Annotated in this window: 18 protein-coding genes and 2 pseudogenes; 7 read left to right on the top strand and 13 right to left on the bottom strand. The window is 38.8% G+C overall.

Annotation, left to right across the window (positions count from 1 at the left end; all coding sequences use genetic code 11):
* Nucleotides 1-81: 81 nt before the first annotated feature.
* Nucleotides 82-1,638 carry a phospholipase D family protein gene (locus FTU37_RS00615; protein ID WP_180123581.1) on the bottom strand — a complete coding sequence of 519 codons (1,557 nt, stop codon included), beginning with the start codon at nt 1,636-1,638 and terminating at the stop codon, nt 82-84.
* A gap of 125 nt (nt 1,639-1,763) precedes the next feature.
* Here FTU37_RS00615 and FTU37_RS00610 point away from each other — a divergent pair, with 125 nt between their 5' ends.
* The 3 genes from FTU37_RS00610 to FTU37_RS00600 all read left to right on the top strand — a co-directional run bounded on the left by FTU37_RS00610 (nt 1,764) and on the right by FTU37_RS00600 (nt 5,396).
* The gene (locus FTU37_RS00610; protein ID WP_180123580.1) at nt 1,764-2,879 is read left to right on the top strand and encodes an S-(hydroxymethyl)glutathione dehydrogenase/class III alcohol dehydrogenase; all 1,116 of its coding nucleotides are present in this window, start codon (nt 1,764-1,766) and stop codon (nt 2,877-2,879) included.
* Between the two features lie 292 nt (nt 2,880-3,171).
* The gene (locus FTU37_RS00605) at nt 3,172-4,191 is read left to right on the top strand and encodes a flavin reductase family protein (protein WP_168377537.1); all 1,020 of its coding nucleotides are present in this window, start codon (nt 3,172-3,174) and stop codon (nt 4,189-4,191) included.
* Between the two features lie 35 nt (nt 4,192-4,226).
* Nucleotides 4,227-5,396 (top strand): acyl-CoA desaturase, encoded by a 1,170-nt coding sequence (locus FTU37_RS00600; protein WP_180048929.1) that lies wholly within the window; start codon nt 4,227-4,229, stop codon nt 5,394-5,396.
* A 491-nt stretch (nt 5,397-5,887) separates the two neighbouring features.
* Here FTU37_RS00600 and FTU37_RS00595 read toward each other — a convergent pair whose 3' ends face one another.
* Nucleotides 5,888-7,471 (bottom strand): ATP-binding cassette domain-containing protein, encoded by a 1,584-nt coding sequence (locus FTU37_RS00595; protein ID WP_180123579.1) that lies wholly within the window; start codon nt 7,469-7,471, stop codon nt 5,888-5,890.
* A gap of 700 nt (nt 7,472-8,171) precedes the next feature.
* Between FTU37_RS00595 and FTU37_RS00590 the strand changes: the two genes are divergently transcribed.
* Together FTU37_RS00590 and FTU37_RS00585 are read left to right on the top strand one after the other, a co-directional pair.
* On the top strand, nt 8,172-9,254 hold the full coding sequence (locus tag FTU37_RS00590) for a 3-deoxy-7-phosphoheptulonate synthase (RefSeq protein ID WP_180123578.1): 1,083 nt from the start codon (nt 8,172-8,174) through the stop codon (nt 9,252-9,254).
* Between the two features lie 270 nt (nt 9,255-9,524).
* Nucleotides 9,525-10,715, top strand: coding sequence for a PilT/PilU family type 4a pilus ATPase (locus FTU37_RS00585; RefSeq protein WP_078190956.1), 1,191 nt, complete (start codon nt 9,525-9,527; stop codon nt 10,713-10,715).
* A 97-nt stretch (nt 10,716-10,812) separates the two neighbouring features.
* Here the strand turns inward: FTU37_RS00585 and gcvH are convergent, their stop codons facing one another.
* From gcvH to FTU37_RS00530, 11 genes and pseudogenes are all read right to left on the bottom strand, one after another.
* Nucleotides 10,813-11,187, bottom strand: a complete 375-nt coding sequence (gcvH, locus tag FTU37_RS00580; protein WP_078193810.1) for a glycine cleavage system protein GcvH — start codon at nt 11,185-11,187, stop codon at nt 10,813-10,815.
* A 72-nt stretch (nt 11,188-11,259) separates the two neighbouring features.
* Nucleotides 11,260-12,288 (bottom strand): AraC family transcriptional regulator, encoded by a 1,029-nt coding sequence (locus tag FTU37_RS00575; RefSeq protein ID WP_078190954.1) that lies wholly within the window; start codon nt 12,286-12,288, stop codon nt 11,260-11,262.
* Between the two features lie 149 nt (nt 12,289-12,437).
* A pseudogene (locus FTU37_RS00570) lies at nt 12,438-12,885 on the bottom strand (MaoC family dehydratase).
* Nucleotides 12,863-14,737, bottom strand: a complete 1,875-nt coding sequence (locus FTU37_RS00565; RefSeq protein WP_168377532.1) for an ABC transporter ATP-binding protein — start codon at nt 14,735-14,737, stop codon at nt 12,863-12,865. The pseudogene FTU37_RS00570 and the gene FTU37_RS00565 overlap by 23 nt, the downstream one beginning before the upstream one ends.
* Before the next feature lie 98 nt (nt 14,738-14,835).
* Entirely contained in the window at nt 14,836-16,116 is a 1,281-nt protein-coding gene (locus FTU37_RS00560) for a GGDEF domain-containing protein (protein WP_257225206.1), read from the bottom strand.
* A 316-nt stretch (nt 16,117-16,432) separates the two neighbouring features.
* On the bottom strand, nt 16,433-17,689 hold the full coding sequence (locus FTU37_RS00555; RefSeq protein ID WP_373686244.1) for a mechanosensitive ion channel family protein: 1,257 nt from the start codon (nt 17,687-17,689) through the stop codon (nt 16,433-16,435).
* Nucleotides 17,690-17,930: 241 nt separating this feature from the next.
* Nucleotides 17,931-18,467 carry a DUF2058 domain-containing protein gene (locus FTU37_RS00550; RefSeq protein ID WP_168377529.1) on the bottom strand — a complete coding sequence of 179 codons (537 nt, stop codon included), beginning with the start codon at nt 18,465-18,467 and terminating at the stop codon, nt 17,931-17,933.
* Nucleotides 18,468-18,479: 12 nt separating this feature from the next.
* The gene (locus FTU37_RS00545; protein WP_168377528.1) at nt 18,480-19,154 is read right to left on the bottom strand and encodes a YoaK family protein; all 675 of its coding nucleotides are present in this window, start codon (nt 19,152-19,154) and stop codon (nt 18,480-18,482) included.
* 34 nt (nt 19,155-19,188) lie between these two features.
* Nucleotides 19,189-20,382, bottom strand: a complete 1,194-nt coding sequence (gene sstT / locus FTU37_RS00540) for a serine/threonine transporter SstT (RefSeq protein WP_180123577.1) — start codon at nt 20,380-20,382, stop codon at nt 19,189-19,191.
* A 204-nt stretch (nt 20,383-20,586) separates the two neighbouring features.
* Nucleotides 20,587-22,323 carry a SulP family inorganic anion transporter gene (locus FTU37_RS00535; RefSeq protein ID WP_168377526.1) on the bottom strand — a complete coding sequence of 579 codons (1,737 nt, stop codon included), beginning with the start codon at nt 22,321-22,323 and terminating at the stop codon, nt 20,587-20,589.
* 303 nt (nt 22,324-22,626) lie between these two features.
* A complete protein-coding gene (locus FTU37_RS00530; RefSeq protein WP_078193801.1) occupies nt 22,627-22,944 on the bottom strand; it encodes a helix-turn-helix transcriptional regulator in 318 nt (105 codons plus the stop codon).
* A 282-nt stretch (nt 22,945-23,226) separates the two neighbouring features.
* Here FTU37_RS00530 and cysK point away from each other — a divergent pair, with 282 nt between their 5' ends.
* Entirely contained in the window at nt 23,227-24,225 is a 999-nt protein-coding gene (cysK, locus tag FTU37_RS00525) for a cysteine synthase A (protein WP_180123576.1), read from the top strand.
* A gap of 571 nt (nt 24,226-24,796) precedes the next feature.
* Nucleotides 24,797-24,958, top strand: a pseudogene (locus FTU37_RS16815) (cation transporter); the annotation flags it as partial.
* Nucleotides 24,959-24,983: the final 25 nt, after the last annotated feature.

Raw genomic sequence — 24,983 nt, 5'->3', positions numbered from 1 at the left:
TTGAGTTGCTTGAATCTGCTTAAATCGTTTCAATGAAATAGCCTTGATGAGGAAAACAATCCATTTAGCAGTACATTGTCATTACATCATCCATTCAATAGGGAGATATGACACTGCTTTTATGCTAAATCTTTGGAATCGTGTTGTTTCAGGTTCATGAGTATAGGTTTTGATTTTTCCATTTTTTTGATGCTCTAACCAAATGATTTCGCCTTTTTCATCCAGTTTTAATTCATATGCAATTTGCGGTAAATACTGGTTTAATGCCGCCGAAATATCGTTTTGTAATCGATCAGATTTAACGACTAGACCAACTTCCGAATTTAAATTTGCGGAACGTGGATCAAAGTTAAACGATCCAATAAACACCATACCGTCAATATCGAAAAATTTTGCATGCAAACTAGAGGCATTTTTGCCTTTCGCAGGGATGATATTTCCAGTCATGACTTCATACCATGTGCGTTTAGAGCGTTCTATATAGGGTTTAAATTCATATAATTTCACGCCATTTTCGAGTAAGTCTTTGCGATATTTTTGATAAAACGCATGAACGACAGCGACGTCATTGGCTAAAAATGAGTTGGTTAAGACGCGGACTTCTACATTTTTATCTGCAAGGCCTGTCAGAAAGTCAGTCCCTTGTTGTGTGGGAACAAAATAAGCTGAAACCAATTCCATGCGTTCTTTGGGCTGTCCCATCAAGGTCGAAAATTGGTTATACATCAATTCTTGTTCTTTGGCTTCACCACGTATTTTATTCGGACTATCCGCAATAAAATGTGCTTCGGCCCAATTCACAGGTCTAAGCTTAAGCTGCGCCGCCAGTTGTTGCTGTGCATAGTTAATGCGCTGCTGATCTTTAGTTAACGTTGCAGAATTTTCTTGGTATGTTTGTCTTAATTGATTTAATTCTTCTTTTGTACCTGCACCAATCCATTGCTGAACAGAATAACTTAAATCATCATTCCAAAAGTTCAAAAACACCTGATTGGCTTGTTGAATAGCTTCGCCATAGAAAAGGATATCCAAATCTGTAAATTGAAAACTTTCACTGGCATCAAAATATTCATTACTGATGTTACGACCACCAGTTACGCCCATAAAACCATCGGCAATAATTAATTTATTATGCATACGCTGGTTAATGTGCTTTAAGCGAAATGCATAATCAATGACACGTAAATTTCTGAATTTATAGGGATTAAACAGTTTGATTGAAATGTTGGGATGAGCTGAAAGGGATTGTAAGGTCGGATCGAGTTTCGTCCCGTTTTGATCATCAATTAGTAGCCTGACTTTTACCCCACGGTCAGCGGCATGCAGTAATTCTTGAAACATCAGATGCCCAATAGCATCATTTTCCCAAATATAATATTGCAAATCGATGGTGTATTTTGCATTTCGAATCAAATGTAGGCGAGAAGCAATGCTTAAGAAGGCATCATCTAATGCTAAATAAGCCGTTTGTTTTTGTTCTAATTTTTCTAAATCCGTAGCAGACGTAATCCATTTTTCTGCATGTGATTGTATAGGGACATCTTTTTTTGACTGATTGCTAGGTAAGCTGCATCCAGTTAATAGGCTGATGGAAACAGTTAAACCGACAGTACAACTTATTTCACGTAATTGTATCATTCGAATAGCATTAATCATTCCTTGAAAAATTCATCATAACATCATGTTTTAAGGTTGTATCTAGGCTTAAAAAGAGGTTACTGTAACTCATCTGTTAATATAAGCCATACAGGATGTTTTTAGACATGAAATCACGTGCAGCCGTTGCTTTTGGACCGGGTCAGCCTTTAGAAATTGTTGAAATTGATGTGGCACCACCTAAAGCTGGTGAGGTTTTAGTCAAAATTAGCCATACAGGTGTGTGTCATACAGATGCATTTACATTGTCGGGTGATGATCCTGAAGGCGTATTTCCAGCAATTTTAGGGCATGAAGGTGCAGGTGTTGTGGTTGAAGTCGGTGAAGGTGTGACTTCAGTGCAACCGGGTGATCATGTTATTCCGCTTTATACCGCAGAATGTGGTGAATGTTTATTCTGTAAATCGGGTAAAACAAATCTTTGTGTATCTGTACGAGCAACACAAGGGAAAGGTTTAATGCCTGATGGCACAACACGTTTTTCTTATAATGGTCAGCCGATTTATCACTATATGGGCTGTTCAACATTCTCTGAATATACAGTGGTTGCAGAAGTGTCTTTGGCAAAAATTAACCCTGAAGCGAACCACGAACATGTATGTTTGTTGGGTTGCGGTGTAACAACAGGCCTTGGTGCAGTTAAAAATACCGCTAAAGTTCAGGAAGGTGACTCAGTTGCAGTCTTTGGTTTAGGTGGTATTGGTTTGGCTGTGGTACAAGGTGCTAAAAAAGCCAAAGCAGGTCGTATCATTGCGGTAGATACCAATCCTGACAAATTCAAACTGGCTAAAGAATTTGGCGCTACAGATTTTGTTAATCCAAAAGATTATGAACGTCCTGTACAGGAAGTGATTGTAGAAATGACGGGCTGGGGCGTCGACCATTCATTTGAATGTATTGGCAATACCAATGTGATGCGCTCTGCTTTGGAATGTGCTCACCGTGGTTGGGGTCAATCTGTGATTATTGGTGTGGCAGGTGCAGGTCAAGAAATTTCAACCCGTCCATTCCAATTGGTTACAGGTCGTACTTGGAAAGGCACTGCTTTCGGTGGTGTTAAAGGTCGTTCACAATTACCGGGTATGGTAGAAGAAGCCATGTCAGGCGAGATCAAACTTGAACCATTCGTGACCCATACCATGGGGCTGGATAAAATCAATGAAGCCTTTGATTTAATGCATGAAGGTAAATCAATTCGCTCTGTTGTACATTTTGAAGATTAAACATTGATTTAAATATTATTGATTTATCTACTAATCATTAAATATTAATGCGTTAATTTTCACTGTTTTAAAAACTAGGCTTTGGCCTAGTTTTTTTTATTTGTGTTGTTACGACAAATCAGAACTTCAAATTTGGATTTGCAAAAAGTGACAGATTGTTAGACATAAAATGATAAAAAATGCCAAATGATAGATTTTGTCCCGAATTCACATGGTGGGGAATTAGCACTAAACTTAATGTAAGCATAATTTAAAAAACAAATGTATATTAATGCATTATCCGAGGCAAAAAATGACAACTACAAGTTACAAGCCTGAGTGGATTCGGGAAGATTTTATTGATTTTATTGCAGAAAAATTTGATGCAATTTGGGCCTACAAACGTGTAAAAGCACAATTAGTCAAATCACGTTGTGTGGGGATCGGGTTTTATGAACTGAGTTTTTTAGCGAATCAAAATTTTAAAGCAGCAAACTATCGACCAGGCCAATGTGTTCTGGTGACAGTTGTCAAAGATGGTGTACGTCATCAACGTAGCTATAGCATCGTCGAAATCAATACATCAGGTCATGTGGTGATTGCCGTCAAACAACAAGGCAAAGTGTCCAACTGCCTGACGCAATTAAAAACAGGTGATGTTGTTGAATTATCCCAACCGCAAGGTGTGTTTGGTCTAAAGCTAAATTCGGATCGCCCAATTTTACTGCTTGCTTCAGGGAGTGGTATTACCTCAATCATGGCTTTGTTTAAACAAGCCATTCAGCTTGGACGTACAGTTGACCTGATTTACTTCAATCGAGATGATGCTTATTTGGATGAATTGATTCAACTAGCGAAGCAATCTAACCATGTACATTTACATGCGATTAATACGCTGAAAACCAAATTGCATATCTCACCAGAGGTGCTAAATCACATGGTTCCTGATTTTAAGCTGCGAGATTGCTATGCCTGTGGTGCAACGCAAATGATGCAAAGCATTGAGCAATTGTATCGTGAGTTAAGGCTTTCAGAATATTTAAATACTGAATATTTTCAGATGATTGCTGATGATTCAGTACCTGCTCAACCTGTTACTTTTAGTTTAGCCCAGCAAGATTTTTTGGCAGAGGGAAATTTACTGGAAAGTGCTGAAAAAGCCGGTTTAAAACCTGCGCATGGCTGTCGGATGGGTATTTGTAATACCTGTTCGTGTACCAAATTACAGGGTTCAGTGAAAAACTTACTCACTGGCGAAATGGATCATGCGAATAACACACAAATCAAGTTATGTGTCTCTCAGGCAATTTCACCCGTACGCATTCAACTCTAACCCAAGCCGCATAAAAACAAATCAGGGGCGTCATCATGAATCAATCGATATATATTAGTCCGAATAGTAAGTCACGTTATTTATCACCCGAACAAACTGCTGAATTTGGCGAAAAAGTTGAGCAAATTCGCCGTGAAATCATCCAGAGTGTGGGTGAAAAAGATGCAGCGTATATTTATAAAATTCGCAATTTTGTCCGTTATAGCGAGATCGCATCTCGTGGCATGTTGATGTTTGCAGGCTGGATTCCACCAGTGTGGTTACTCGGCACAGGCTTATTGGGTATTTCTAAAATCGTAGAGAACATGGAACTCGGACACAATGTGATGCATGGTCAGTTTGATTGGTTAAATGACCCGAGTTTAAATGGTGCTAACTATGACTGGGATACTATTGCCACGGGTCAAGACTGGAAATATACCCATAACTATGTGCATCATACCTATACCAATATTGTGGGTATGGACCATGATGTCGGTTATGGTTTGATCCGTGTGAGCGAATCGCAAAAGTGGGAGCCACGCTTCCTATTTAATATTCCACTGGCTGCTCAACTCATGGTTTTCTTTGAGTGGTATGTCGGCATTCAACGTTTACATTTAGAAGATGTTATTGCGTATAAAACCAAAACTTGGAAAGATGTATGGCATGAAGCGGCCGATGTACGTCAGAAAATTAAGCGCCAAGTGATTAAAGATTATGTGTTTTTTCCGCTTATTGCAGGTCCCAATGCGATTCCTGTCTTTGCAGGAAATGCTGTAGCCAACGTGATTCGTAGCTTATGGGCTTCCGCTGTCATCTTTAATGGCCATTTTACTGAAGATGCGGAAAACTTCGAAATGGACAATACCGAAAACGAAACTCGAGCAGAGTGGTATCTCCGTCAAATTCGTGGCTCAAGTAATTTTAGTGGAACACAATGGTTGCATATACTCAGTGGTAATTTGAGTCACCAAATTGAACACCATTTATTTCCAGATATGCCTGCGAATCGCTATGCAGAAGCCGCACCTAAAATTAAAGCACTTTGTGACGAATATGGTATTCACTATAACGAAGCCAGTTTTATCAAACAATTTGCAAGCGTTTGGGTTCGCCTCGCGAAATGCTCAGTGCCGAATGACTGGAGAGCCGAAATCAAGGAACGTTCAGCATCACTTCAACAGCATGTTAAACAAAAAATCATGAAGAAAATCGGGCGTTAAAACACAGTATTGTTTAGCAATATTGTCCTAAGAGATCTTAAATTAGAAGCTGAAGCTACGTATTAACATCAGAAACGTAATTTGATTCAAATAAAAGAACGATACACGGTAATGTCATCCGCAACTGTTTGAGACAGGACTACTTCTCATCAAAAATGTTTTTGCGATACTTTGAATAATTTGACGCTAGTGAACGAGTTTAGTCGGTGAGGTGCATTGCACCGCAAGATGGTTTCCTTGCGAAGCTTTGCTTCTCATTTTGCCTAATGAGAAACATCGTTTCGTAAGAGTACCTCCAGCCGAAGGCTAATCTCTTTATCTAAACCCTAGATGTAAGACTCCGTCGAATAGACTGAAAAAGCATTTTAAAAATGCGAAATTACTTTTACGTGCGTAATATCAGTTAAATAAGAACGATTTCTAAAGCAGTAAATTCGCCAAAGTAGCGTTCATCTACTTTGGCTTTTTTAGATCTTTCTAAAGAGTAAGAGCTATTCAACTAATTGGACGCTACTCTGAATGCCACAAGATTCTACAAAATAAGCATCATGTGAAACGAGGATCACAGCACCTGTATAATGCTGAATGGCTTGAGCCAATAACGCTCTAGATTCTATATCTAAGTGATTTTCAGGTTCATCTAACAATAAAAGCTCTATATTTGGCGTTAAATAATTTAAGCCTAACAAGGTCACTTTTAAACGTTCACCACCACTTAAACAGTGAAATGGCAGTTCCGCTTTTTGACCACGGATTCTAAGTTGACCAAGTTGATTACGCCATTCCGTTGAGGAAACATCACGATTAAACTTTGCTAGATTGTCCAAAACACTCAGTTCAGGTGATAAATCACTCAAGTTTTGGTCTAAATACAGGGTATTCACAGACAAAAATATTTCATGGCTAGACTGTGATGTGGTCTGACTCAGATACTTTAGAAATGTAGATTTACCAATACCATTTTTTCCTTTTAAATGAATTTTGTCACCTGCTTGTAAGGCCAAGTCGAAAGGTAGGTGCTGAGATGTTTTGCTATGAAAATCTTTAACTCTTAAGATTTCTCCTGTTTTTTCAGTGCGATGTTGAAAAACAAATTGCTGCTCTTTGATATGCTCAAGTTGTTGCTGTGATTGAAGCAGTTGGGTTCTCTTTTCTTCCAATTGCTTCTGCTGCTGCGTTTGAACTGTCGCGAGGCTTTGACCGGCTTGCTCTTTTTTAAAATCGAGTAAAACTTTAGCTTGGGAGCCTGACTTGCGTAGTGCATGACCTTGTTGTTCTCGTTTTTGTGCTTTCATTTGTGTTTCGTGTTGTTGTAATTTGAGTTGTTTTAACTCACGCTGATGCTGCATAGCATTACGCTGTAAGGCTTTATTTTGCAGATCATTTTTTTGAATGTATTCTTCATAGTTACAAGTAACATGCGTGACTCCAAACTCATTTAAAGCGTAGATATGCTCTACATGTTGCAGCAACTCTCGATCATGACTGACAAAAAATGCACCGGCAGGATGGTTTTTTAAGCGATCGATGAGCCATAAACGTGAAGATGCATCTAAATGGTTACTTGGTTCATCCAAAAGTAAATAATGGTCAGTTTTTAAAAATAATGCACACAATGCCAATTTGGTTTTTTGCCCCTCACTTAGCTGAGCGACAGGGAAATTTAAATCAGTCGGAAGTGACGCCTGCTTAAGTTGTTGCTGCCATAGTGCAGGACGGTGCCATTGGTTTTCAGTCAGCTCAAAGTCTTCAAAACTGGCATTGCCTATTTCGATACGTTGAAATGCGTCATATAAGTCTTCCACACCGAGTGCAGAAGCAATCGTGTCAGCTTCTAGTCGAGAAAATTGTGATAAATAGGCATGTGGTACATTCCATGAAATTTCACCTTCATAGGGGAGATCTTTCAGATTTTGCTCATATAAGATTTTAAGGATGCAGGACTTTCCTAAACCATTGCGACCAATACATGCCGAAAGCTGTTGTTGATTGAGGTTAAATTTCAGGTTTTTAAAAAGTGTTTTTAAAGGAAATTCCAAGCTTAGTTTGGAAATTGTACAAGCTGTTTGAGTCATAGATGCACCTTGCGATAGCAAAGATGCGCAATACAAATAACTAATTTTACTCTATAAAAAAGACAATATTTGAGAAAATGCAGTCGAAGTCATTAGCCATGTGTTTGCACATCAAAAAAATGGATTTGATGATGAAAAAAACAGGGCTTACTTCATTGGCAAATACTCGAATTAAAAATAAATGGAAAAAAGCTTTAAACAGGCTAATGTTGTGCAGTCTAATAAATGTTTATTTATTAATCAATACATCAAATTTTAAAAATAGGTCGCTATAATTGACAGCAGCGTTATTTAATACAACAAAATAGCAAAAAACTATTGTCAAACCGATGAATACAGCGTATTTTAATTTTCAGACAGATACTTTTTGATGAAATCAAGATGTTAAAGCAACCTTTAATCTCAAACGCATACTATTACTTCTGGCAGTTTAGATAATTGCCTGAACGCGTTCGGGCATGAAAAAGGTTGCCCACCAAGTTTATACCTGATCGGCAACCCTGATCAGGTTTTTTTATGTCTTGATTTTTATAACATTTTTGGAGAAATCTCATGTTTACAGTAAATAATTCATATTTTAGCAACGGTTATTGGTTTTACTTTAGTCAGTCTATGTCTAAAGCCTTGAAGTCCCAAAGTCCCATAACGCTCAGATAAAAGATCGGACTGTTTGTGTACACAGTCCAAAGGAATAGAACCAATGAATGCGCTAAATACAGCTTTACAACAAACTCAAAATTCAGAAATTCAGAAATCTACACAGCCAAAAGAAACACTTTTGAGCTTGCCACATCAACTGAAACAACAATTACCTTTATCTGCTCAATCAGCGGAGCAAATTGCTGCACATCGTGCAACGATTCAAAATATTTTGACGGGTCAAGACCCGCGTCTAATGATTATTAGCGGCCCATGTTCAATCCATGATCCAATTGCTGCGTTGGAATATGCTGAAAAATTAAAACAATTACAGGCACAGGTTTCAGATCAAATTTTTCTTGTGATGCGCGCATACATTGAGAAACCACGTACTACAGTGGGCTGGAAAGGCTATATGTATGACCCAAGTTTAGATGGTTCATCTAATATGCAGTTGGGCTTAGAAAAATCACGTGAGCTGTACTTACAAATTATTGAAATGGGTTTGCCGATCGCCTCTGAAATTTTAAGCCCAATGGCGACGGGTTATTTTGATGACCTTTTGGCTTGGGGTGCAATCGGTGCGCGTACCAGCGAATCACAAATTCATCGTGAAATCTCGAGTCATATGCCATACAGTATTGGTTTCAAAAACGGAACAGATGGCTCAATCCAAATTGCTCTAGATGCCATTCAATCTGCGTCCCATCCACACCAGTTCTTAGGTATGAGTCAAGCCGGCTTACCGTGTATTTTAGAATCTGTTGGCAACCCACAAGCACATTTGATTTTACGTGGCTCCAATACAGGTCCAAATTATAGTTTGGCTGAAATAGACAAAATTCGTAGTAAAGTAAAAGGCGATTTACCGGCTTTAGTCATCGATTGTAGTCATGGTAATAGCCATAAAGACCCAATGAAGCAACCTGAAGTATTACGCACTATTGTAGCGGAGCGTGAGCATACCCAAGTGCGTGGCGTGATGTTGGAAAGTCATTTAGTGGATGGTAATCAAAAAATTAGTTGTGACATGACTTATGGTCAGTCTGTAACAGATGGATGCTTAGGTTGGGACAAAACCATTGATTTGATTCAACAGGTTACGAATGAACTTCGTGCATCACAAATTAAACGTAGTGCTTAACAATCCAGAGCATACTCAGTCTGAATTGACTTACCCCAAAGCCTTAGAACATTGATTGTTCTAAGGCTTTTATTTTGAAAAATCCTTTGTTGCTTACTTCAATATAAAAATTGAAATATGGCCTATATTTTAAAATATATACTGATAATTCAGTGTTTTATGTTTGAGTGAATCAAATTTTTTATGCACAATAATGTCTAAGCTCAATACAGCGCCAGAAATAATGACAATCTGTGCTTGGGTGTTTGAAATTTTATATTGGGGAAGTTGATGTACACTGCTGAATTGCTGGAAGAAGCACGCCGTTTTATGTTCCACATGTTAACCAAAGTGGTTGAATATGGTGGTTCTGATTTATTTATTACGGCAGATTTTCCACCAAGTATTAAACATCAAGGCATGATGAAACCCTTTGGGCAGCAAGAACTTGATGCTGAGAAAACAAAGCTTTTCGCCTATAGTTTGATGAATGAGAAGCAGCGCAAAGAGTTTGAAACAGAACTAGAATGTAACTTTGCGATTAGTGTGCCAAACGTTTCGCGTTTTCGTGTCAATGTATTTCAGCAACAGTTACATGTGGGTATGGTCATTCGTACCATTACGGCAGAAATTCCAAATTTTGAAAAGCTTAAATTACCGGCTTCGCTTAAGCACGTGATTATGGAAAAACGTGGTTTAGTTTTAGTGGTTGGAGGTACAGGTTCAGGAAAATCAACCTCTTTAGCGGCGCTGATTGATTATCGAAATGAAAACAGCGCAGGTCATATCATCACTGTTGAAGACCCAGTCGAATATGTGCATAAGCATAAAAAATCCATGATTACGCATCGTGAAGTTGGTGTAGACAGTCATTCGTGGCATAACGCATTAAAAAACACTCTAAGACAAGCGCCAGATGTGATTTTAATCGGTGAAATTCGTGACACCGAGACTATGGAACATGCAATCGCCTTTGCTGAAACAGGGCATTTATGTTTAGGTACGCTACATTCAAATAACGCCAATCAAACCCTAGATCGAATCATTAACTTCTTCCCAGAAGAGCGGAGAAATCAATTGCTTATGGATTTATCGAGCAATATGAAAGCGATTGTTTCGCAGCGTTTAATCCGGACTGAAGATGGTAAAGGACGCCGTGCAGCCGTTGAAATCATGTTAAATACGCCGCTCATTTCAGATTTGATTTTGAAAGGTGAGTTTCATGAACTAAAAGCGATCATGGCAAAATCTCGTGAACTTGGGATGCAAACTTTCGACCAAGCTTTATTTGATTTATATAATGATGGCGCAATTTCTTATGAAGAAGCTTTAAGAAATGCCGATTCAACCAATGAATTACGTTTGCAAATTAAACTGAAAAGTTCACGTGCAAATGGTACTTCAGCGGCTGCGCAATCTTTTAGTATGGTTGAAGAAAAGAAAGAAGAACCTGAAAGTACCGAAGCTTCGGAAGAAATATAAGCTGGATATTTATGCAAATGGTATATAAGCCAATTCAGCTATCATATTGAAATAAAAAAATCAGCCTGAGGGCTGATTTTTTTGATATTAGAAATATTTACAGACCAGCTTCGTATTGCTCGCTTGTCAACAAAGCATCTACATCAGCCATATTGTCTGGTTTAATTTTATAAATCCAACCTTTGCTATAAGGTGCATCATTTACAAAATCAGGATCATCTTCAAGGTCCGGATTGACTTCAACAACCACACCAGAAACTGGAGCATGAATATCAGAAGCAGTTTTTACCGACTCAACCACACCCGCTTGTTCGCCAGCTGTGATATGTTGACCCACATCTGGTGCTTCAACATAAACTAAATCACCCAATGCGTCTTGTGCATGATCAGAAATGCCTGTAACAACAAGGTCACCTTCAATTCGCACCCATTCATGTGTACTTGCGTACTTTAAATCTGAAGGATGATTCATTGATAACTCCTTAAATCCATTAAATTCATTTTTGGCATGAGTTATACATGCTTTTTACGTAAAACAAAAGACTTATAAGTACGGATCTTTACGCCAATTGCTTGGGCTACGACCACTCCAGCGTTTAAATGCACGGCTGAAATTGGCAACATCGCTATAGCCCAATTCATCAGCAATTTGCTCTAAGGTAAAGTCAGTCCGTGATAGAAGCGAAGTAGCATGGCGGTAGCGAACTTCGTCGACCAAAGTTGAAAATGAAGTCCCTTCAGCAGCAAGTTGGCGTTTAAGGGTTCGATCGGACATGTGTAGCCGTTCAGCAACACTTTCGATACTTAAATAGTGCTGCTCGGAGTTGGTTAAAATGTCACGAACGCGCATGGCAATACGGTGACGTTCGCCCAAAGCGGAGAGTTCAGCTTCACATTGATTAATCGCGATTTGACTGGCAATCGGGTCTGCATGGACCAATTTATTGGTTAAATATTGCTTATCAAAACTGAGTAAAAGGTGTGGCTGATCAAATCTAAATTGGTGCCGTGGATATTTGGCAATAAACCGCTCAAAACCTTCAGGTTGAGGGAAATCAAAATCAATTTCACCAGCAGAATAATCCACACCGGTAATTGCTTTGCCCATGCTGATCATGCCAAAAATTAAGGCAATTGAAATCTCAGTACGTAAAGGCTCTATCGTAACGTCGGTTTGTAGTTGAACAGTCGCTTTGGTTCCAAAAGTCGAGAAAAAAAGCTGTAAAAAGGGCATGCGTAGCTGAATAAAACGGTTTGCCAAGACTAAGGCATCGGTTATGTCCTTCGCCGTCATGATGGCATAGCCAATAAAACCATGAATCGAGATGCGCATTTGGTTGCCTAAATGAAAACCTAATGTTGGCTCACCAGTTAAACGTAGTGCGTGCTCTACCAATTGATTGGCGATGGGTGTTGGAATACGGAAATCTGGTTCAGCCAATTGTTCGCTGTTTAATCCGAAGGGACTAAATAATGTCTCTGCAGTGTAGCCCCATCGAGAGACCACATCTAAAAGGAGCAATCCATACACTCCGGGAATACCCTGATCCTGACGGGAATTAATTGTTTTCATAGCGTTCCGTTGCAATGCGGGTTTTTCTTCTGTTCAAGGTTATATTGGCATGATTCCGTGTTATATCCCACAAAAATTGTTGGACAAACTGACTAGGCTCAACTATTTATAGCGGCCTACCTTAGCGTTGTAAAGTAGGCCGTTAAGGATTAATTCGGTTTAAAATCTTTGGAAAAGACCACAATTTTGGTCGTAGACATATAAAGAACGTCATTGTGCTGATTGAGCGCTTGCGTAACATAGGTCACAATGCCGCGGTCTGTCTTACTTTTCGACGGAGTAATTGCAAATATTTCAACTTCTACACGAATTTTATCCCCCGGACGTGTGGCGCGGCCAACGCAGACTTGACTCTGAGCCAATTAAACCATAAGCCACAGGGAAACATTCAGTCCATAAGCGCATTGTTACAGCAGCAGTATGCCAACCACTTGCCGCTAGCCCTTGAAAGATCGGGTGCTGTTGGGCTTTGACTTCATCTGTATGAAATTCCTGAGGATCAAAAGCGTTGGCAAATTGCTTGATTTCTTCAACAGTCATTTCATATTCACGACTGCTAAAGTGATCACCAACTTTAAGGTCTTCCAGATACAGCATTTTCATCTTCCTTTGATTCTACTTTATGTTGTTCTATTAAAAATCCACCGGTTTGACGCTGCCACAAGTGTGCATAAATACCATTCAAAGCAACAAGCTCTTCGTGGGTGCCTTGCTCAGCAATACGTCCTTGATCCAAGACAATCAAGCGATCCATTTGCGCAATGGTTGAAAGTCGATGCGCAATGGCAATCACAGTTTTGCCTTGCATCAAATCATCTAAACTCGATTGAATCGCGGCTTCGACTTCTGAATCGAGCGCACTTGTGGCTTCATCTAAAATTAAAATCGGTGCGTCTTTTAAAAATACCCGAGCAATCGCAATACGTTGACGCTGACCACCTGATAATTTTACGCCACGTTCACCGACAAATGCGTCATAGCCACGTTGGCCACGTAAATCGATCAATTGAGGAATGAATTCGTCAGCTTTCGCTTTACGCACTGCATCATACATTTCTTCATCGGTTGCATTCGGGCGACCATATTTAATATTTTCTTCAACTGTACGATGCAATAACGAGGTGTCTTGGGTCACCAAAGCAATATTTTTTCTTAAGCTATCTTGAGTAATATCTTCTATATTTTGGCCATCAATCGAAATACGACCATGGTTGATATCGTAAAAGTGGAGTAAAAGTTGAATTAATGTTGATTTTCCGGCACCCGAACGCCCGACAATACCGATTTTTTCACCTGGTCGAATGGTTAAATTAAATTGATCGATGACATTTTTATCATTATAAGCAAAACTGACGTCCTCAAATTTAATTTCGCCTTGCGGTACTTTTAAGTCGGTTGCATCAGCTTTGTCTTGAATATGAATTGGGCGGCCCATGGTTTTCATCCCATCTTGAATGGTCCCGACATTTTCAAATAGGGCAGATGTTTGCCACATCATAAACTCGGAAATACTACTGAGTTTTAAAATCATGGCGGTCGCTGCTGCAATGACCCCAAGCTCAGCTTGACCATCCATCCAGAGCCAAACGGCTGTTCCAAGTACGCCACCATATAAAACAATGATCAGCAAATTCGTCGCGATGTTGTATTTCGCTGCAAGACGCATTTGCTTATACACCGTCACCATAAATTCTTTCATTGAGGCTTTGGCATATTGGCTTTCGCGGCCCGCATGGGCAAATAATTTTACCGTTTGAATATTAGTGTAAGCATCGGTGACACGACCAGTCATTACTGCGCGTGCATTGGCTTGTTCATTTGAAATTTTGCTCAATTTTGGGATGAAATAGCATGCAGAACCAATAAATAAAGCCAGCCAAAGTAATAACGGAACAATCAACAGTGGCGATATAGCACCTAAAATGACGGTGATCGAAATCAGGTAAATGAAGACATAGGCCAACATATCCCCAAGAATAATCCAAAACTCACGTACAGCCAGTGAAGTTTGCATGACTTTGGCAGATAAACGACCAGCAAAGTCGTTGTGGAAGAAATCTAAACTTTGTTTCAGTAATAAGTTATGAAATCTCCAACGTAGACGCATTGGAAAGGTGCTATATAAAATCTGATGTTTAATAATGGTTTGAAGGCAAGAAAAGAAGATATTTGCCAATAAAATAAAGCTTAAAATGGTCAGATTGGTCTGGTGCTGCTGTAAAAAGGTTTCAGGTTGAGACTTACTGATCCAATTGACTAATTCACCAATTTTGGCATAAAGCAGTGCTTCAAAACTCGCTACACCAGCTGTACAGAGTACCAATATCAATAGGTATTTTTTTACACCCGTTGCAGCTTGCCATACAAAGGGGAAAAATTTTGTCGGCAATGGTTTATTCAAGTCCTGTTCAGGATAAGCGTCAACTAAATTTTCAAACCATTTAAGCATGCAGATAACCTGAGAATTTTACTGTAATTAATCTTTCTTTCTTCAGCTCTGAGTGTAATGGATTCGCTAATTTTTCTCCATTTTGATTTGTTTATTTATTAAAAAGCTTGGCTGCAAAAATTCATAAAATTAAAATGCACAACCCGATTACGACCTTGGCGTTTTGCTTCATATAAAGCAATATCTGCTTGTTTAATTAACTGATCAAGTTTGGCGTGGTCAGGGTCAATTTTGGAAACTCCAATGGAGATCGAAAATTTCACCAATTGACTATCCATATAAAACTGATGTTGTTCCATTTTATGTCTTAACCGTTCAGCAATTTTTAATGCATCTTCTGGGACAGTAAAAGGTAAAAGTACAATAAATTCTTCACCTCCGAAACGTGCCAACATATCGTAAAACCGCATTTCTTTACGTGCAATTTCAGCAATTTGGCATAGCACTTGATCGCCGACATCATGTCCGTATTGATCATTAATCGCTTTAAAATGATCGACATCAAAAATCAAAAGACTGGTACAGACCGTCATTGGGGTTTCTTGGATTTTTTTATTGGCAGCATGTACAAATTGGCGACGATTGCTTAACTGGGTTAATTCATCCGTATGGGCAATTTTGCGCAGGGTATGAAAGTTCCAGTCATCTAGCAGCGCTCTTAGAAACGTTTTACGAGAGTTGAGCGTAGAGTTCCAGCAGATATACATACTGAACAGCAGCACAGGAACGTACACCAATAAAAATATTGTAAAATCACCAAAATCATTAATGCGCCATGCGCCAAAAAGGATCGCTGCCGTGATCATGGCTGAGGTCATAATCGAAGGGCGAAAATGCACATGAATACTTAAATTACCCAATACGATCAAAATAATGGCGGCATATTGATAGCTATGAACCAGTTCATTTTTCGACTGAAGTAATATCTCAAACCAGAGGATTGCAGAAAGGCAAGTCGCTAGTGGTAATATTAAATCGAGCAATTTAATCTGTTTGATATATTTAAACAGAACATAGTTCAGGCTAAATGCACCAATAATAGCAATGATACGAATCACACCTGAAAGCATTTCTACGTCTGGCAGCACATAGCGATCTGCCCAAAAATAGATTAAAAATGCCAATTGAGCGAAATAGTTGACCTGCTTTAAATAGTCTTTCTGGTTGTAGTACAAAAATTTGTAATAAGCATTTTTAAACTGTGCCGGGATACGTGCAATCGGGTCGGATAAAGCACGCTCAATACGGACACGATTCTCTAAGTCACATGCTTCTGCCTGTATGAGCGTATGTTTGGCAGAAGTGCGATTCATCGATTCTATGAGTAATTGTGATTCGTTTTTAACTGATTTCCGAGAAGGTTGATTGGGGCCTTCCATGATCAAGTTCCTATTTTAGAAGCGTTTTTATGCAACTGTTAACAAATAGTATCTAAAAATGTCTACATTTGTATAGTATTTGTTCTGGTTTTTTTAATTATTTTAGCTGTTTCGGATGAATTATATGTTTAAGGAAATATTGCTCTGGGCATTTATCTGGTTCGCTCTCATTCCTTGCAACGCATGATCAATAATCATTTGTGATAGTTGAGTAGGTTTTAAACGAAAGTCCCATATATATTCAACAGCCATTGTGACTTTTTTAATTTACAGAATTTCTACTTCGAATATACATGGGAAGACGAACGTTTAGGCCTTAGATTTTATCGGCATTTGGTTGGATGAGGGCTTTAAAATCGGCACTAGAAGGGGCTTGATAGATTTTAAGTCCAAACTCAGGTGTGATTGCGATCAGATGGTCAAAGATATCCGATTGAATCGCTTCATAATCTTTCCATGCAATGGTTTTACTAAAAGCATAAATCTCTAAAGGAATGCCTTCACTCGTGGGTTGTAACTGACGCACCAAAATCGTTTGGTGTTGGGCAATGCCTGAATGCTGTTGTAAGTAGAATTCTACATAGGCACGAAAGGTCCCAAGATTGGTTAAACGGCGCTGATTATATTGCGACTGATTTGAAAGTTGCTGATTAAACTGAGCAAGCTCTTCATGCTTATGGTCAAGATATTGATCTAGCAATAAAAATTCTTTGAGTTTGTTTTGCTCATCCTGAGTCATGAAATGAATAGAGCTTTGATCGATATAAAGCGAGCGTTTGATACGGCGCACACCAGACTGTGCCATACCACGCCAGTTTTTAAAGGTGTCAGTCACCAGTTTATTGGTTGGAATCGTGGTAAAGGTCTTATCAAAGTTCTGCACGGTAATGGTATGTAATGACATATCAATGACATCGCCATCCGCATTGAGCGAGGGCATTTCAATCCAGTCACCAATTCGCACCATATCATAAGAAGAAATTTGTACCGAAGCGACCAGTGACAAAATGGTATTTTGGAAGACCAACATCAGTACAGCCGCCATAGCACCGAAGCCTGCGAGTAATGTAAATACATCTTTTTTCAGAAAAGTACCTAAGATCATTAGGCCACAAACCAAAAAGATGATCAATTTGACCAACTGCAAATAGCCTTTAATTGGTTTGTTTCTAGATTTTGGATTACGTTGATAAATCAGATTAAAAATATTTAGTAATTCAGAAATGGCTAAAGCAATGGTCAGGAAGATAAAGGCCTGACAAGCCATTTGAACGATTGAGATAAACTTCACAGATAAATGTGGGACTGTGGTTATGCCATTTAAGATTACAATTGCTGGAACAATGTTGGCAAAGCGTTTAATCACACTATGTTCTGACAAAATTTGACTGTGGCTAAAGGCCATTTTAGACACGAGCTTACGAATACCACGTACCACAATTTGCTTGGCGATAAAATTTGCGATAATGGCAAAAATAATAATAAGACTGAGCGAAGTCAGCATTTCTAGCCACGGATATTGATCTGACCAGTCTTGAATATTTTTAATGAACTGAAATTTTTCCAAAATCATTCTACTCTTATTGATGTAAATGAAAGGGTTAATGATCAAACTATTGTAATTGTGGTGATTATATAAGCAATTTTATACTCGTAAAATTTACGGAGTTACGACATGTATAGTCCATAATGTTACTTATTGGGTGCTAAGGAATGATTTTTTAAAGGTATAACCGATATTTATGGACTGAAAAAGATTAATGTTGATAAAAAAAAGCCCCCGAATCGGGAGCTTCATTGGCGATTTGAAGTGCTTACCACATTAAATCATCAGGAATTACATAAGCTGCATACGGATCTTCTTCATCCGTGGTTTGTTCATTGACTTCAGAGTTATTCACAATAATAAAGCCTTCCATTTTCGCATTAATACGGTCGGCTAATTCTTTTGGTAAAAAAGCATAGTTGCTATTTTCCCGTGCAATAACAAGACTGCCAGCAACTAGGGCATTATAAATTTGCTGATTGATATAAAGCTTTTTAATCTTGGCATCATCGATAAATTGATAGGTCGATTCGCCATCGGTATCACGAATTTTATGCTGATTAATCATTTGCATGATGGCAGCTTTTAATTCTTTTTCTTGCAAAACGGCTTTACGATCTTGCTCTAAAGCATGATCTTTGGCCATTTTCTGCTGCTGATCTTGCTCAATTTTCGCCTTGATTTCAGCATCTTTACTTTCACCAGTACGTTTTTCATGTACGGCTTGTTTAGACAATTTTTTTGCCTTTTTATTATCGACCAGACCTGCTTTAAGCAGTTGCGCCTGTAATGCATTTTTAACCATAGTACGTTCCAACTAATCGTGTATATGTCGATAATGAAAATAGATGATCCAATATACTGCGCTCATAACTACACTGAGTGCGGCAGGAATTAGGAATGCGTTTAATTTTAAATAAGGATAAAGCCAACTGGCAAGTATGCCACCAACGATAAATCCAACCAAAATTAATACATGTAAAACCACACGTTTAGACTCAACAGGCAATCCGCGAGCTTTATAGCCCAAAGCTAAACCTAAGTCCGTCAAAACACCAGAGAGATGTGTGGTACGAATAATGGTACCTTTATAGTGGCTGACCATTGCATTTTGTACACCCATCGCCACGCATGCCCAAAGCAAAGCGTAACGTGGAAAATAGGGCAATATCATCCAACACAGGACAATAAAAAAAGCCACTAAGCTTAATGGGACGCCATAACGTCGCGTTAAGCTAAAGTGACTATTTCCTAGAATTAGCCCACTATAAAATGAGCCAATCACATAACAGAGCAACACTAAAATCAAATAAATAATTGTAGCCGGCTGCCATGCAATTAAAGCCATGGCTAACATACTGACATTACCCGTCATGTGAGATACCGACTGGTGCAAGATCGTCACCAGGCCGAGTACATTAATCATTCCTGCATTCACTGCGAGAAAAAAAGCACCCAGTTGTATCCAAAGCGGTAAAGTCTGAAAAGGCATGGCCTCGCCTTAAAAAGTATCCAATATCAGGATATTATCTTAAACCACGGTCGACTGCAGCTGTAAATAATACGTCAGTCGAAGAGTTTAAAGCTGTTTCAGTTGAATCTTGAAGTACGCTAATAACCATACCAATGGCAACAACTTGCATCGCGATATCACTTGAAATACCAAACAGGCCACAAGCCACTGGAATAAGCAGCAATGAACCACCAGCAACACCTGAAGCACCACATGCAGAAACGGTAGCAACGACTGATAAAATCAACATTGTGCTGAAATCAACAGAAATGCCCAAAGTATGAACTGCTGCTAGTGTGAGGACTGTAATTGTGACCGATGCACCTGCCATATTGACAGTTGCACCTAAAGGAATCGCTACGCTTGCAGTTGACTCTGGTACACCAAGACGCTTTGCAAAGTCTAAGTTAACTGGAATGTTTGCAGCGGAACTACGTGTAAAGAATGCAGTGATACCACTTTCACGTAGACATTGGAAAACCAATGGGAACGGGTTTGAGCGAGTCATAAATGCCACCATTAGTGGGTTAATGACCAAAGCTACAAAGAACATGGTACCGAGTAATACCGCAAGTAAGTGCGCATAACTAACAAGCGTTTTTAGACCTGAGTCGGCAAATGTAACAGCAACCAAACCGAAGATACCAATAGGTGCAAAGTTAATCACTAAACGGATCACTTTATTCACTGCATCAGCAGCGTCAGATAAAAAGACTTTGGTGTTCTCTGATGCATGACGAAATGCAATACCTAAGGCAACAGCCCAAGCCAAAATACCAATGAAATTTGCTTCAGAAATTGCTGTAACAGGGTTTGCGACAAAACTTAATAATAAGTTTTTCAATATTTCAGCAAGACTGCCTGGCGGCACAAGGTTTTCTGCAGCAACATCAAGAATTAATGTACTAGGGAATAAAAGGCTTGCTACTACTGAACTTAAAGCAGCAAGGAACATACCAATAGCGTACATCAACATAATCGGTTTAATGTAAGAATTACTGCTACCCACTTTGAAATTTGCAATGGATGACAGTACAAGTACAAAGACCAGTATCGGTGCTACGGATTTCAATGCCTTAATGAATAAATCACCAAGCAAACTTAAATAGGGTGCAACGCCCGGAGCGACGACAGCAACCAATACACCTAAAATAATGGCGATAATAATTCGGGTTACTAAACTCAAGCGTGTAAATGCTGAAAACATAGGAGAGCCTTGTCAGAATTACAATGACAAAATGATGAAAATTAGTGCTGTATTTTATACGAAAATATAGAATGCTTATAAAATAATTTTATTTAAAAATAAATCTTTGTTTTTTATAATCTATTTTTGTGTATTAAAATGTAAGCCTTTCAAAACTCACTGTTTATCAAATTTGGTTTGATTAAACAGTGAGCGAATACACCTTTAAATTTGGTATTCAGAACTGGCTGTAGCAAGCTCTGTCATGGCTTGATAATGGGTGAGAAAAATTTGACCACTCAAATGAGTGAGTAATTTTGAGTGCTGCAATTTATCCATGACAGGACCTTTGACTTCAGAAAAATGCAGTCGAATATCTAATTTTGATAATTCAGCATTTAACTCTTCCAACATTTCTAAGGCACTTAAGTCAATTGAACTGACGCTTGAGCAATTGATAACAACATGCTCTAGGTCAATATTTTGACTGACTTCATTGATCAGGAAACCTTTAAGCGTATTGGCATTTAAAAACGAGATATTTTCATCTATACGGAGCGAGAGTATATGTGGTGCGGTATAGACATGATGACGCTGTACATTGCGGAAGTGCTGTGTGCCTTCGACTAAACCGATCACCGCAATGTGTGGACGACTGATGCGCCATAACAACAGAATAAAAGTAGAAATGATGCCAATAATGAGACCTGTAGAAATATCGATACACACCACACCGAAAAAGGTCACCCACATCGCAATCCCGTCAGCTTTTGAATAACGCCATGTATCCACAAAAGGTTTAAAGTCGACTAATTTCCAAATGGAAACAATAATTGTGGCCGCCAAGATCACTAAAGGTAAGTCTTGGAAAAAACCAGTGAAGTAGAGACTGACAACGATAATCAGCAATGACGACAACACACCTGCCATCGGTGTTTTTGCACCTGCATCTGCATTAACAACTGTACGCGATAAGCTACCCGTCACAGGAAAGGCAGAGCTAACACCTGCGCTTAGATTGGCTAAACCTAAAGCGATCAACTCTTGGTTACTATTGAGTTGGCTGCGTTGTTGTAAGGCAGTAGCTTGAGCAATAGAAAGTGACTCAACAAAACTGATCATGGCAATCATTGTTGCACCGGGCAGTAAGGTTTGTACCAATTCCCAGTTCCAATGTGGAAAGCTTAAGGGTGGAAAACCTGAAGGAATTTCACCGACAGTTTTAATGCCGACATTTTGCAGGTCAAATAACATCACCGATGCAATCGAGATCACCACTAATATCAGTGGCAGTGCTTTACTTAGAAAGGCAGTAGAGCCGAATCTAGATTGAATTGATTGAGTCGCCAATATTTTCGGTACATAGATTAAAAACAGTATGGCCAGCACACCAAAAATGAGTGAAGCAAAGTGAGTCAAACTCAGGTATTCCCACAAACTTAAAACAAACTCAGGGATGTTGTTGGCTTTTAGCGGGACATCGACAAGAAACTTAAACTGACCGAGCGCAATGAGCAGAGCCGAGGCAATAATGAAGCTTTTAATGACAGGATGACTGATCAGCTGAATTAAAAAACCAAAACGTAGTACACCTAGCAGCAGAGAAATCAGCCCGACCATTAAGGCCAAAAGTGTAGCGGCTTCAATATAAACAGGCGAACCAACTTCAAATAGCGGATTGAGCGTGGCGAAGGTCATCATCGAAATGATTGCCACAGGGCCTATAGATAAGGTTGAACTTCCACCAATGAGGGCGTAGACAATCATAGGTAAAATACTGGCATATAAACCCATGATTGGGGGTAAACCTGCCAGCATGGAATACGCCATACCTTGAGGGACTAACATGGCAATCACGATTAGCGAAGCAAGTACATCAGATTTAAATTTCACAGTGCTGTAGTGCTGTAACCACTGCCAAGCAGGAAATTTCTGTAAGAAATGAGGTTTTAAATCTGACATAAACTTATCTAAATCACAATTTCATATATATTATGCATAAAAAATGCTAAGAAGTCTTGTGCAATAAATTTTGAGCGTACAACATTGCAGGAAATTTAAGGGGATATTTAAGAAGCCATCATTTTAAATGAATTAATGAAAAGTATGAGCTGATTTAAAGCTTTGGATATTCGATATAAATATAGATATTTTGAAGAAGTTTGGAGGGTAAATTGAGATATTGAATTGCTGCCCATTGCGATAATTCATCTATAGTGGTGCAAGAACAGCATGTCTGGCTTGAAATTTTAAAATAACTGAGTGTTATTTATAAGATTGGTTGCAATACAATTGGTAAAGAGTATTGAGAACTTGAACTAAATTTGCATCTTTAATTGAATAATAAATTTGCTTTCCATCACGACGCGTGGTCACAACATCACTTTTGCGTAACATCATCAGTTGTTGTGAGAGGGTTGGCTGTTTAATATCAGTGATTTCTTCAATCTGAGACACATTCAATTCTTGCTGTGCTAGATGACATAAAATTAGTAGACGATCCGTATTTGCCAGCGACTTTAAAACGCCCACGACTAATTCGGCAGAATCACGCATAGTAGTGATTTCCAGATCGGTATTCATTGGATATGTCCATACGATTAACAACAGCTCAAGTATACGGATATCACGGCTTAATACATTGAATAAATAAGACAATTTCTATGGTTTTTTATGAAATCAAATATCATTAATTTTTATAAGTTTAAATTTAGTTAATCAGTTAAATTTATTGCTTGATTTTAGTGCAAGCTTTCACAAAACGCACATAAATATAAGACATTAGCTTAAAAAATCATGCACACTTTGAAAATAATTGTATCATCTAAAGATCGTATTCAATAAATACACAAGGGATAAATAGTCATGACAACAGATTCAGCTTTTCCAGCAACGAGTAATTTAGGTATCGCAGTATATAGTAATAACGCTGAAGCGATTGGTAATACACCTTTAGTTCGTATTAATCGTGTGATTCAGTCAGAAGCAACGGTCTTGGCTAAAGTTGAAAGCCGTAACCCAGCATTTTCAGTGAAATGTCGTGTAGGTGCAGCTCTGATTGCTGATGCAGAAGAAAAAGGCTTATTAAAACCGGGTATGCATATTGTAGAACCTACAAGTGGTAATACAGGGATTGCTTTAGCATTTGTTGCAGCAGCGAAAGGTTATGCAATTACATTAACCATGCCAGCAAGTATGAGTATCGAACGCCGTAAGGTGTTGAAGTCTTTTGGTGCAAATCTCGTATTGACTGAACCTGCTAAAGGCATGAGAGGTGCGGTCGAAGAAGCACAGCGCCTCGTTGCCGAACATCCTGAAACGTATTATTTACCACAACAGTTTGAAAACCCTGCAAACCCTAAAATTCATGAATTGACCACTGGCCCAGAAATTTGGGAAGCGACCGGTGGTAAAGTGGATATTTTAGTTTCAGGTGTAGGTACAGGCGGTACGATTTCAGGCATTTCAAGCTATTTTGAAAAAGTGAAAAATCAGCCGCTTTATTCCGTTGCGGTAGAACCGGCTGAATCTCCGATTATTGCCCAAGCGAAAAAAGGCGAAACACTGACTCCTGGGCCGCATAAAATTCAGGGGATTGGCGCTAACTTTATTCCGGGTAACTTAGATCTAGACCTTGTTGATGAAGTGATCGGTATTGAAAGTGCTGAAGCAATTGAGTGGGCGCGTAAAACGGCTACTCATGACGGTATTTTAGTGGGTATCTCTAGTGGCGCGGCAATGGCAGCTGCGGCAAAACTTGCTGCACGTCCTGAGAATGCAGGCAAAACCATTGTGGTCATTTTACCGGATGGTGGTGAACGTTACCTTTCTTCAGTTTTATTTGAAGATATTAGTGCTGACTAATAATTCTGACATGAAAAAAAGCCCGTTCAATTGAATGGGCTTTTTTATTGATGATTTAGTTATTTATAAGTATCTTAAGCCGCGTCTTGATCATCGTTTTTGGCATTTTGTTGTTTTATTTTTCGTTTAGGCGGTTCATATCCTAACTTTCGAGCGATGTATTTAAACAGGAAGCCTAAGAGTATGCATATCGTGACAGCAGGGATAACCACTTGAGTGAGCCAAACATCAATATGATCTAGACTCCAACTTAAAATTAAAAATAAAAAAGCACACAAATATGCGCAGTTAAAGCAAATGTTCGACAGTTTGTACATGCGAAAGAGAGTAATTCGTTTGGTGGTCACGAATCTCTATCTTACTGAATAATGAGGAAAGGTGTAGTTTTAATATCAGAAAAACAAACTAATTGAATAATCATTATTCAATATTATTGATTATGTTTTTAAATCTTCGCAATTCTTTATACCTTAAAGAAAAGCCTTGCTGTGAGTCAGAAAAACTTGACCTTCCCATTATGGTAAAGTTTAAGCTATAGCCTAAAACAAGCACATATGATTGGGATGTTGCCATGACAGATTCGACAGAACGCAAACTTTTTGATGGCACACTTGCTATTGAAGGGATGACCTGTGCTTCTTGTGTGGCACGGGTGGAAAAAGCCTTAAAAAAAGTCGATGGCATCACTGATGCTCAAGTGAATTTAGCCACTGAAACAGCACATGTTCAGAGTGATAAAAATGTGGATTATTCTGCTG

Source organism: Acinetobacter sp. YH12097 (assembly GCF_013419225.1).
GTDB classification, from domain to species: domain Bacteria; phylum Pseudomonadota; class Gammaproteobacteria; order Pseudomonadales; family Moraxellaceae; genus Acinetobacter; species Acinetobacter amyesii.
Note: the sequence above shows the minus strand (reverse complement) of the source record. Positions and strands in the feature narration are given on the sequence as shown.